This window comes from Companilactobacillus jidongensis, assembly GCF_003946575.1.
Classification (GTDB): Bacteria; Bacillota; Bacilli; order Lactobacillales; family Lactobacillaceae; genus Companilactobacillus; species Companilactobacillus jidongensis.
The window spans coordinates 144,782-156,652 of sequence record NZ_RHOP01000005.1 but is presented as its reverse complement, the minus strand read 5'-3'; the positions used below and the strand labels follow the sequence as shown (position 1 = coordinate 156,652).

Genomic DNA, 11,871 nt, shown 5'->3' with positions numbered 1-11,871 from the left:
TTAGAAGTTAAGTAATACTCCGATGAAGAAAGTAACAACTTCAGTTAGAGTTATCAAAAGTAAATTTTTAATAATAAACGGGAAAGTCTTCTTTTTGATGGGATCATCACAGAAGGCTTTTGTGTTCTTATAAACTATTGGTGTAATAAGAAAGGTTAGGAACATCATTTTTGGTAGCAAACCAATGATGATCGAACAAGTTAGTGCTAAATAACCTAGAACATATAGTGATCTTAGAATAAAAATCGAATTATTCTTGCCAAGATAGTAGACCAATGTTTTGCGCCCAAGAGTTTTATCCTCTGTTTCGTCAGCGATGTTGTTAGCAAGCAGAAGATTAGAAATTGCGAAGACGGTTAGTAGTGAGGACAATAAAATATCACCGTAAAATTTAAAATCTAGGATTGCAGCAGGAGTATCGAAAACATTGATGTAAATTGCAATTAAGTAGATGACGAATCCCATTGTGAAACCTGAGAAAAATTCTCCCAGTGGTCCACGATTGATGGGGTGCGGTCCTCCAGCATAGAAAAATCCGACGGCGAAAGAAAATAATCCCATCAATAATAACGGTAGACCAGTTCGATAGACAATGAAAATACCAATCAGTGCAGCTATGGCTGTGAAGGTAAAGTCGATCCAACCAATTAAATGAATATTGAGATGATGAACGCCGATAACATTAGTATTTCTACGAAAGCTTTCAGCTCCAGTAGCGTTTTTGTAGTCCCAATAGTTGTCATTAATATCAACTGCCATGTTGAATAAGAACATGGCGATGAAGAACAGAATTAAATCAAGAGCATTAATCGACTGCCAGTGATAGTATGAGTACAATGTTCCCATTAAGAATGGGAAGACACTGGCAGTTTTTGCTTTTATTTCAACTAATTCAAAAAATACAGACGGTTTCACAAAATCATTCCTTTGGATTTGATAAACTATATTATAGAATTAGTTTTAGCTACACTACAAGTAATATAGGGTGAGAGGAATTTCATGGCGCATTCAATTTGGAGAGACTATCCGAGTATCGATAGTAAGTTAGATCAGACAACTGCTTTTATTCATAGCAGTGTAAAAATTAGAAATACCGAAATCAATCAGATGATAAATGACTTGACCTCGGGTGGAAAGATGCTGCGGCCAGCATTTTTTCTATTATTTAGCGCGTTTGGACCAGACAGGAAACAGAATGAAGAGTTAATCCCGCTAGCTGCTTCGTTGGAGTTATTGCATGTTGCGACTTTGATTCACGATGACGTAATTGATGATTCACCGTTACGACGTGGTAAACCAACGATTCATACACATTATGGTATGCGTAACGCTATTTATGCAGGAGACTATTTATTTACTTTGTATTTTGAAATGATTTCGCGATATTCACCCGCTCAGAAAGATATTTTAATTAACTCACTCAGTATGAAAAAGATTTTAATTGGGGAATTAGATCAAATGCTGATCAATTATAACGTTGATGCAACTGCAAAGATGTATATTCGTGAAGTCAGTGGCAAAACAGCTGAGTTATTCAGTTTAAGTACTGAGATGGGGGCAATTATTAGTGAAGCGGATGAAAAAATTGTTCGTTTATCTAAGAATATTGGTCACGACATTGGAATGTCGTTTCAAATTATTGATGATATTTTAGATTTTGGTGATAGTCAGACGACTGGTAAACCAAATTTTGAAGATCTCAAAAATGGTGTTTATACATTACCTTATATTCTGGGTTTACAAGATAAGAACAAAGAACTTATTGCAATTTTATCTGGAACGGATTTGAGTAATGAAATGATTCAACAAGCCGCTGATATTGTTGCAACAGATGGTTATTTGGATAAAGCGAAGGATATCGCTAGAACTTATAATCAACATGCGTTGCGTCGGATAAATCGATTACCGAATGGTAAAAATAAATTGGTCTTGAAAAAGGTAGTTAAGAAATTGTTGGATCGAATCAAATAACGGCGTTACAAAAACAGGCATTTATCGTTATAACGATAAATGCCTGTTTTATTTTTTAACATGATTTTTTAGCTTATTGTAGTTCTTTTTGTAATTAGTCTTTTTGTTGTATCTGATCACTAGATAAGTAGCGACGAAAAACAAGATGCTTAGTGAAAAAATATCTAAAGACGAGTTATCAGAGTACAACATTCTAAACCAAATGACGCCTGCAGCAACGATAATAAACACGATGATATAGTTTATCCACTTAAACATTTTGATCACCCCAATACTTATTTTGAGCGATAATACAACCTATTCAGTTATTATGCAAAAAATTAGAATTATTTGGAAATAAAAAAATAACACCTCTTCAGGCGTTATAGGATTAGAGACCTTGGTCCATTTTGTACAGTTCATTAAAATGCTGATTTGTTTGATATAAATCATGCGGTGAACCTTGCATTTCAATCTCTTCAGAGTTCATGAAGATAACATGATCGACATGATCGATTCCTTGCAAGTGATGTGTCACCCAAATAATTGTTTTGTCATGTAAAACGTCGAAGAAGGTCGTTAAGAGGTCATTCTCAGTAATTGGATCTAGTCCAACGGTTGGTTCATCTAATAGAACAACAGGGGCATCTTGTAATAGGATACGAGCAAGCGCCAAACGTTCTTGTTCACCTCCGGAGAAGTTAGAACCATTTTCTCCAACGAGTGTTTCGTACTTATCGGGTAGTGATTCCACTAGATTTTTCAAACCAACTTTTTCGAGCGCTGATTTTACTTCAGAGTCACTCTTGCTTTCATTACCCAAACGAACGTTATTCATAATACTAGTATTAAACAGGAATGGTTTCTGGTTCAACACTGAGAATATTTGTTCCCGATGTTTTTGAATTTCTTGGACATCGTGTCCGTTAACCTTAATGCTACCTTTTTGAGGGATTAAATCTCCTAGGATCAATTGAAGAATAGTAGTTTTACCGATACCACTGGGTCCTAGCAAAGCAACTTTTTGACCTTTTTTAATTTCTTGTGAAAAGTTCTTGATTAAAATTGGTGAGTCAGCATCATATTCGAAGTCGATATTCTTGATTTCAATATCTGAAAATTGTGCCGGATCAAGTTCAACTTGTTTAGGAAGATTATCCTCAACTGGTTTCAAAGTGTTCAGACGCAAGATCGAGTCACGATATTCGGGCCACTCTTCGTATCCTTGGCTGACAGGAATAAAAGTCTCAGACAATGGGAATAGACACAAAACAACGGCAGAAACAAAATTAGCTTGTGCTTGACCATTCGTCATTGTCAGATTAGTGAAGACGATAAAACAAATGGCAATTCCGGCAAAAATCAATTGTAAGAACAAGTCACGATTCCGACGGAATGATTTGGATTTGTCTTTTGAAGTATTTAATTCAGAAATATTCTTGGATGATAGATTTTTAAAATCATCTTTACGACCAGAAATGATCCAGTCGTCAGCACCCAAGATATTATCAGTTAAATTCGTATAAAGATCGGCCTTGATTTGCTTTTGACGTTCACGTCTAGCACTTTCGACAGCAACAGATGCGAGCGGAACAATCAAAACTTCAATTGCGAGTAATAAGAAAACAAAGAAACCAAAGGCAGGATTATAAATGCCTAAAACTAGTGATCCTAAAATAGTGAGTAAATAGGAAATAACGGTTGGAAAGACAGTTCTTAAATACAGATTCTGTAAGTGACTAATATCTTCAGATAGAAGCCCCATAATGTCACCGGTTTTGTGGTGTTCATTTAAAAAGGCAGCATCACTTTCCAAGGTAGTGTACAAACGGGTTCTCAAATTAGAAGTAACTCGTAAGACCCAATTGTGACTCTTTAGTCGCTCAATATATTTGAAAGTTGGACGGCCGATACCAAAGGCCCGAGTTAATAGGATAGGAATATAGATCAATAAAATATTAACTGGATGTGTTGCGGCTTTGTCGATCGTGTAACCAGATGTGAACATCAAGGCAGAAGCACAGATCGAGGTAACTAATCCCAATAGTAAGACTGTGATCAATAGACCTCTGTATTGCTTGATGTATGGTTTGACCCACGTATCGTGTTTGAATGTTTTAAAGAAGTTCATTTTGATCACCTCGCATGTTAGAAATTAGTTGTTTATACGCACCGTTATGATTAGAAAGTTCTTCAGGCGTACCTTGTTCAGTGATTTGACCATTATTCATAACGACCACGTAGTCCATTTCTTTGATCCAGTGAAGTCGGTGAGTCGCAAAAATCACAAGGTGATTCTTAAATAGTTCTTTCATTGGTTTCTTAAGCGCATACTCAGTTTCAATATCCAAATGAGCCGTTGGCTCATCAAATATTAGAATATGACGATCATCAGCTAAAAAGGCACGGGCCAACATGATACGTTGCTGTTGTCCACCAGAGATACCACGGCCGCCTTCTCCAATTATCGTTTGATAACCGAGTGATAAACTATTAACAAAATCAGTTAAACCAGCTTTTTGAGCAGCTGATTCGATTTGATCCTCAGTTGCTTTGGGTGCATAGAAAGCAATATTTTCGGCAATTGTTCCGGCAAATAAGTATGGCGATTGTGGTAAGAAGGTCAGTTCATCTTGCCAAGCACGTTGTTTGAAGTGTTTGAGTGATTGACCGTTAACCGTTATAACGCCTTTGTCTGGAGTTAAGAATCCGCCGAGTGCTCTAATCAAAGTTGTTTTACCAGATCCTGATTTGCCGATAACACCAATATTTGTATAACCAGAAAGTTTGAGTTGGTCGATATCCAAGCTGGAATCAGCGTTGCTTTGATCACGGGTGTAGTTGAAAACTAAATCTTTGATATCAACTTCTGAGTTTTCGTCCCAAGTAAAGTTGTCTAAGGAATCGTCTTCATCAGTATCTTTGAATTCGAGAATCTTAAAGATAGCGTTCAGGGCATTTTTACCATTCAAAGTAGCATGGTAATCACTTGAAAAGTCACGGAGCGGCAAAAAATACTCTGGGGCTAGTATCAGAGTAACCAATGCTGGGAATAGTGGAAAACTATTATTGATCAACCCCAAGCCCAAGAAGACGGCCAGAATGGCAATACCGAGCGTTGTTAGCCAATCTAAGGCAAAAGTCGATAAGATGGCAATACGTAAAGTATTCATCGTACGACGGCGATATTCATCACTGACGGTATAAATATTTTTGGAATAACGCTTACTTAAGCCCAACATTTTTAATGTTGGTAATCCACGAAGGGCATCTAAGAAGTGATTGGAGAGGATGGTGTATTGATGATATTGAGCATCTGCCTTAGCTTGAGCTGCCATTCCTAAGATGATCATGAATAATATGACCAGTGGAACAATGACCGTTAAGGTTATTCCCGATGCCAAGTTTTGCATGTAGATATAGACCAGCAGGACTGGTGGAATAATCGACATATTCATTAATTTGGTAAATATTAATTTGAAATAGTTCTCTATTAAATCAATTCCGTCCAACGAAGAATTGACTAAGCTACCTGTGCCTTCTGCAGAGATCATTGCAGGGCCAGATGTATATACTTTATCAAGTAAGCGGGAACGAACTTCTTCTGAAGTGTTTTCCGCATAATTTTCGACAATTTTATTATTTATCCAATTAAAACAATGGCGAATTATGAAGGCTACTGCAAAGAATGTCATTGGTTGGATAATTGTTTGGAGTGATTTTTGTTCCCACGAGTTTACTAGTGCTTCTGCTAAAAACTTACCTTGGAATAAAATAGCAAATGCTTGCAAGAGGGTTAGTCCTGCAAGCATTATGAATAATTTTTTTGTTCCTGGTAAGCTGAATAACCGCTTATCAATCATTTTTAATATTTCACCGTGTTTTCTTTTGGATTTATTCTCTTCGTGAAGAGTGTGTATGACCAAATAAAGTAGATAGCTACAATTGGTACCAATACGGCAGCGACAATCGTCATGATCGTCAATGTATATTGTGAGTTTGCGGCGTCTTTGATCAAGATACTGTGTGCAGGGTTTGTAGCAATCATAACACGTGGGAATAATCCGTTAAAGAGTAGGACGATAACCATGCTGAGTGATAAACCACTACCAGCAAAGCTCCAGCCCTCTCTGTCCTTTAATACTCCGTAGTAGCCAAGGAGTGAGAAGAGGACGATGAGCAATGTAATTACTAGTGATGAACCAAATCTCTTAGTAAAGAAGTCTGTTTGGAAGAATACCAATACGGCAAAGACTACTTCACCGGCAAATAAGATTGGGTAGAGAATTTGGTTAAGTTTTCTAGCACGTTCACGTAGTGGACCTTCAACTCTTAATCTGATGAAGTTCAATCCATGAACTAATGATAGAAGTGTACCTGCAACTCCTCCGACAACAGATAACAAGTTAACAACATCGAAGAACTTAGGAAAGGCATCGCCATTAGCGTTCATAGGGATACCTTGAACCATACTGAGAAGCATCAAGCAAAGTAAGAATGGTGCAAGGAAGCTTCCAGTAAAGAAAGTCCACATCCAAACGTTCTTACCAGCTTTTGTTTCAGCGTGCTTAACGAATTCGAATGAAACACCACGAAGAATTAGGCCAACTAGAACTAGTAGTAAAACAATGTAATAACCTGAGAATAATGAGGCGTACATAAGTGGCAATGAAGCGAACATTGCACCACCAGCTGTAACGAGCCAGGTTTCATTTCCGTCCCAGTGAGGTCCAATTGAATCCATAAGAGCCAGACGTTCGTCGAAGTCTTTGGCTAAGAAACGAGTTGACATACCTACACCGAAGTCGAAGCCTTCAAGAAATAGGAATATTGAGAATAGCAATCCGATCAATATAAACCATAAATTAGCGAGTGTCATTTTACAAAGGCCTCCTTTGCAAATGGATCAACATTTTGTTTTGAATCTTCCATTTCATAATAAGGTCCGTGGTGAAGTGTCTGTCTGCTGTACCAGATCATAACGCCACCAAGTAATGTAAAGAGTAAGAAGTAAACAATATTACTGAACAATAGTGTACCAACAGTCGACGTTGGTGAAACGGCATCGGCAATTGTGAATAATCCATAAACAATCCAAGGGAAACGGCCGAATTCAGTAATGAACCAACCAGCTGAGTTACCAATGAATGGAACCCAAAGAGTGAGTCCAACAATGACCATGAACCATTTCTTGTTCTCGATAGTATCCTTCTTCTTACGTGACCAGATAACACCGAAGAGTGCTACTAACATGATCAATAGATCAATACCGGTCATAACTCTAAAACTCCAGAATAGAGTCTTAGGTGGAACGTAGTAATCCATGTCCTTACCAAATTGTTTGTCGTATTTAGCATGGAGTTCTTTATTAATGGTATCCATACCCTTTACGGCACCAGTTGTCTTGTGATATGTAAGTAAACTCAAGACTACGGGAATTTCAACTTCATGAGAAGTTGTTTTATCCTTAGAATTGATCAACTCAACAACTGTCCAAGCAGCCGGATTTTTGGTGTCTTTGTAAATACCTTCAGTAGCAGCAAATTTCATTGGTTGATCTTTGAGCATTTGTTGTGTCTGAAAATCACCTGCACCAGCTGATAAAATAGCAAAAATCAAACTTGTCCAAAGACCGAAACGTAGAGAAGTCTTGAAGAAATGATTCTCACCTTTCTTCTTACGCATAAGTCCCCAAGCACTCATACCTGCAATAACAGTACCTGCAGTAAGAATTGCAGCTAGGATAACGTGTGGAAAGACTCTCCACAATTGAGGGTTACCAATAACAGCACCGAAGTCAGTCATTTGAACACGACCAGTAGCGTTGTTAATCTTGAAGCCTGTAGGGTGTTGCATGAAACTATTGGCAGCTAAAATCCAAATGGCTGATAACATAGTACCAATAGCTGTCATCCAGATCATAAATGCGTGGACACCTGGTTTGAATCTATCCCAAGTGAACATCCAGATCCCGATGAAAACAGATTCGATGAAGAATGCCAGTAGAGCTTCAATGGCAAGTGGAGCACCGAATACATCACCCATGAAACGTGAGTATTCAGACCAATTCATACCGAACTGGAATTCTTGAATAATACCAGTAACAATACCAACAGCAAAACTCAAAAGAAAAATCTTTCCCCAGAACTTTGCCATATCTAGATAGACCTTGTCTTTTTTAACTGCGTAGATAGTTTCCATAACAGCAACCAAAACCGCCATTCCTATGGAGAAGGGAACGAAGAAGAAATGGAACACTGTTGTCATAGCAAACTGAAAACGAGCTAAAGAGACAATGCTTAAACCAATATCTAACATGGTAATAGCCTCCTTAAAAACAATATTTATAATCCCTTATTTATACACATTTATCATATGATTACTTATTGAAATAAGCAACAATAAGCCCTTACATTTTTTATAAAAAAAATCCAAAGTCAAGTAAATTGACTTTGGATTGAAATACTCAATTTTTATCTGCGACTACGACTTTGAGATGAATCGTAGTTGGGGAATCCATATGAACCATTTGAGCCATTATTGTTGCTTGGATACTGGTTTTGTTGCGGATTGTATGGCTGGTTACCAAATTGATTATTATTCATTTGATTGTTTGGAACCGGAGTTCCAAACTGATTATTTTGATTATTATTATTGAACTGATTTCCACCAAATTGTCCGTTATTATTAGGAACCGGATAATTTGTCTGTTGACTTTGTTGTGGGAATTGTTGATTAGAACCTTGATTATTACTCATGTTATTGCGAGGGTTAAACTGTCCGGATGGCAATTGTCGTTGGTTCTGCATAGGATTCTGTGGTCGTTGTTGCATTTGATTTTGACCATAAGGATTCTGTGTTTGATTCATACCATTCATTTGATTATTGAATTGGTTATTATTTTGACGGTTGAATTGATTATTAGCTTGAGTTTGTCTAGCACCATATTGGTTATATTGATTGTTTTGAGGTGCAGGTTGGAAGTTATTTGGTTGAGGTTGATAACTTTGTTGATTGTTGAATTGATTATTATTGGCAAATTGTTGATATGAATTTGGCTGGCTGAATTGTTGTTGTCCCTGTTGTCCATATTGAGGTTGACCCTGCATTTGGTTCATAGGTTGTTGTTGAAATTGACCTTGTTGACCAAATTGTTGTTGAGGATAACCATTTTGCTGTTGATCAAAACCATTATTTGCATATTCATCGTTATAACCATTGTCTGGTTCCTCATTCTCTGCAGGTGCGGGGTTCATAATGAGATCGACAATACTGATGATCAAGACGATGGCACCAATAATGATACCCACCCAAGACCAAATAACTAAGAACTTAGTATCAGGTAGATTCGAATTAAACAATCCCATTAATCCACCTAAAATTAAAATCACGAAACTTACGGCATCGGGAACGACGCTATAAGTACGATTTGTCAAAATATAAATAGCCGCTGCAATAATGTAGGTGATGGCTAACAAAATCCCTGCCGCTCCACCAATTGCACCGGTACCAACCAAAGCAGCAATGAAGTTTTCAAAGCCAGATTTGATCATCAAAATAATTGATAGAATTAATAATAGTGTTCCGGCAGAAATTTTTGTGATTCTTACCATGAGTTAACCCTCCGATTCTTTTAGTGCTTAACCCTTATTTTACATCATCCTTGACAAAATGGTTAATAGGTCCGTATTTATGACCAACATCAATTTCATTTTTAATAGCATGATATGTAAAAGTTTTTGAAGTTCTAATTGCGTCTTCTAGAGTTGCTCCCTTAGCAACTTCAGCCACGATGCATGATGAAAGTGTATCACCGGTACCGTTGATATGATCTGTCTTAACATAAGGCTCTGAGATCCAGAATGAGTCGCCGTCTTCGAGAAGCACATAGTCCTCAACGTAGTCGATCGAATCATCGGCATGTTCACCTTTGATCATGATATTCTTAGGACCAAGGTCACGAAGCTTGTGTGCAGCTTCGACGATATCTTCTTGTGACTTGAGTTCGATGCCTGATAGTTTTTGTGCTTCGTAAAAGTTAGGTGTGATTAGATCAGCTAATGGGAATAATTCGTCGATCAAAGTTTGATAAGCTTCGGCTTCTAGCAGCATTGCGCCGTGTTTAGTGATAATAACTGGGTCTAATACAAATGTGCCGAATGGTTTATCTTTGATTGCTTCGGCAACTGTATGAATAATTTCAGAATCAGAAAGCATACCTGTTTTGAAAGCTGAAACTTCAAAGTCGTCTTTGATATCTTTGATCTGACTGTTGATGAAGCTTGAAGGCATGTTGATACTATCGTGGATGCCGTATGAATTACCAGCAACTGCAGCAGTTAAAACGGACATACCATAAACACCGCGTGCCATAAAAGTTTTAAGATCAGCTTGTGCTCCGGCGCTACCATCAGAGTCGGAACCAGCAATAGTTAATACTTGAACAAATTCGTTCATAATTTCACCCACCTAGTTTTTTTATAATTTTAACCTTTATCTTAACAGTTAAGTAAAAAAAGTGATATTGATTTGAAAATTTTCTTGAGGTTTACGCGACGTCATACTTTATACTTCATTTTGTTGGAGGAGAAATCATGGAATATACGATTAAGCAATTAGCTGATATAGCGGGCGTTAGTACCCGCACATTACGCTATTATGACCAAATTGATTTGTTAAAACCTAATTATAATAGTAGAAATAATTACAGAATTTATACTGAAAAGCAGGTCAATCAGTTGCAAAGGATACTTTTTTACAAGGCCTTGGAGTTTCCCTTAGTAAAGATTCAGAACCTGATGCAAGATGACAGTTATTCTGAGTTGTCAGCGTTGCAAGAACAACAAGAATTATTGCGTCTGAAAAGACAAGATATTGATTCTCTTCTAACAACAATCGATAAGACTATCAAAGATAAACGAGGAGAATTAACAATGACAGATACTGAAAAATTTGCGGCATTTAAGAATGCACAATTAAATGAAAATGAAGAAAAGTTTGGCAATGAAATTCGTGAAAAATATGGTGAAGATGAGATTGAAAATTCTAATCAGAAGTTCATGAACTTGTCTGAGGAAGATGTTAAAAAAATGAAAACTATTGAAGATGATATGTTTAAGAACCTTGCGCTGGTTAAAGCAGATGATTTGGACTCAGAAGTTGCTAGAAGGGTTTACGAAGATCACAAAGACTGGCTTAGTTATAGTTGGCCCAATTACAGTGTGGAAGCCCATCGCGGATTGGTCGATATGTATTTGGTCGACGAGCGTTTTGCCAAATACTATAACGACCGAGCTGGCAAGCAAGTTGTACAACTATTGCATGATGTGGTATACCATTACACAAAATAGTGTAGGGGATGAGTTTCGTGACAGATAAGACTAGTTGGCGAGTGGATGATGAAATAGAATTAAGAATCGTTCAACCAAATGATGATGAGGCATTATTCAAACAAGTAGATGCTACTAGGGAACAATTGGAAGAATATATGCCTTGGGCTGAAGATACCAAGACGATAGCAAATGAACGCCGTTTCTTGGAGTATTGCCAGAAGCGTATCGCTGATAAAGCGTTGTGGCCCGTGACAATCTTGGTCAATGGTGAAGTTGCAGGGATGTTTGATTTTCATGACTTTGATCATCCTAATCGTCATTGCTCAATTGGATATTGGTTGGGCAAAGAATTCCAACATAACGGTGTTATGACTAGAACAGTTGAAGCAGCAGTTAAAATTGGCTTTGATGAATTGAAAATGCATAAGATAAATATTTTGGCTGAAGTGGAGAATCTATCTAGTAACGCTGTGGCGGCAAGAAGTGGCTTTCATTTGGACGGAACACTGCAAGACCATATTTATTCAGCTGGTAAGTTTCATAATGCTAATATTTATTCGTTGGTTAATGGGGTGGAAAAATAGTGAAT

11 protein-coding genes are annotated in these 11,871 nt (G+C 37.4%); 3 read left to right on the top strand and 8 right to left on the bottom strand.

Annotated features, from left to right (window positions below; translation table 11 throughout):
- Positions 1-915, bottom strand: coding sequence for a 1,4-dihydroxy-2-naphthoate polyprenyltransferase (locus EKM68_RS04530; RefSeq protein WP_125588474.1), 915 nt, complete (start codon positions 913-915; stop codon positions 1-3).
- Between the two features lie 84 nt (positions 916-999).
- Between EKM68_RS04530 and EKM68_RS04525 the strand changes: the two genes are divergently transcribed.
- The gene (locus tag EKM68_RS04525; protein ID WP_125588473.1) at positions 1,000-1,971 is read left to right on the top strand and encodes a polyprenyl synthetase family protein; all 972 of its coding nucleotides are present in this window, start codon (positions 1,000-1,002) and stop codon (positions 1,969-1,971) included.
- A 48-nt stretch (positions 1,972-2,019) separates the two neighbouring features.
- Here the strand turns inward: EKM68_RS04525 and EKM68_RS04520 are convergent, their stop codons facing one another.
- From EKM68_RS04520 to thiD, 7 genes are all read right to left on the bottom strand, one after another.
- Positions 2,020-2,229 carry a hypothetical protein gene (locus EKM68_RS04520; protein WP_125588472.1) on the bottom strand — a complete coding sequence of 70 codons (210 nt, stop codon included), beginning with the start codon at positions 2,227-2,229 and terminating at the stop codon, positions 2,020-2,022.
- A 112-nt stretch (positions 2,230-2,341) separates the two neighbouring features.
- The gene (gene cydC, locus EKM68_RS04515; RefSeq protein ID WP_125588471.1) at positions 2,342-4,081 is read right to left on the bottom strand and encodes a thiol reductant ABC exporter subunit CydC; all 1,740 of its coding nucleotides are present in this window, start codon (positions 4,079-4,081) and stop codon (positions 2,342-2,344) included.
- Positions 4,068-5,813, bottom strand: a complete 1,746-nt coding sequence (gene cydD, locus EKM68_RS04510) for a thiol reductant ABC exporter subunit CydD (protein WP_125588470.1) — start codon at positions 5,811-5,813, stop codon at positions 4,068-4,070. Before cydD ends, cydC begins: the two co-directional genes overlap by 14 nt.
- 2 nt (positions 5,814-5,815) lie before the next feature.
- Entirely contained in the window at positions 5,816-6,829 is a 1,014-nt protein-coding gene (gene cydB, locus EKM68_RS04505) for a cytochrome d ubiquinol oxidase subunit II (protein ID WP_125588469.1), read from the bottom strand.
- Entirely contained in the window at positions 6,826-8,268 is a 1,443-nt protein-coding gene (locus EKM68_RS04500) for a cytochrome ubiquinol oxidase subunit I (protein ID WP_125588468.1), read from the bottom strand. Before EKM68_RS04500 ends, cydB begins: the two co-directional genes overlap by 4 nt.
- Before the next feature lie 155 nt (positions 8,269-8,423).
- A complete protein-coding gene (locus EKM68_RS04495) occupies positions 8,424-9,563 on the bottom strand; it encodes a hypothetical protein (protein ID WP_125588467.1) in 1,140 nt (379 codons plus the stop codon).
- A 34-nt stretch (positions 9,564-9,597) separates the two neighbouring features.
- Positions 9,598-10,410 (bottom strand): bifunctional hydroxymethylpyrimidine kinase/phosphomethylpyrimidine kinase, encoded by an 813-nt coding sequence (gene thiD, locus EKM68_RS04490; protein ID WP_164509357.1) that lies wholly within the window; start codon positions 10,408-10,410, stop codon positions 9,598-9,600.
- 134 nt (positions 10,411-10,544) lie between these two features.
- On the opposite strand from thiD, the gene EKM68_RS04485 reads away from it, so the two are divergent.
- Both EKM68_RS04485 and EKM68_RS04480 read left to right on the top strand, forming a co-directional pair.
- Positions 10,545-11,300: a MerR family transcriptional regulator gene (locus EKM68_RS04485; RefSeq protein ID WP_125588465.1), complete on the top strand. Its 756-nt coding sequence runs from the start codon at positions 10,545-10,547 to the stop codon at positions 11,298-11,300.
- 17 nt (positions 11,301-11,317) lie between these two features.
- Complete coding sequence (locus EKM68_RS04480) at positions 11,318-11,866, top strand: GNAT family N-acetyltransferase (RefSeq protein ID WP_164509353.1); 549 nt, start codon at positions 11,318-11,320, stop codon at positions 11,864-11,866.
- Positions 11,867-11,871 lie beyond the last annotated feature (5 nt).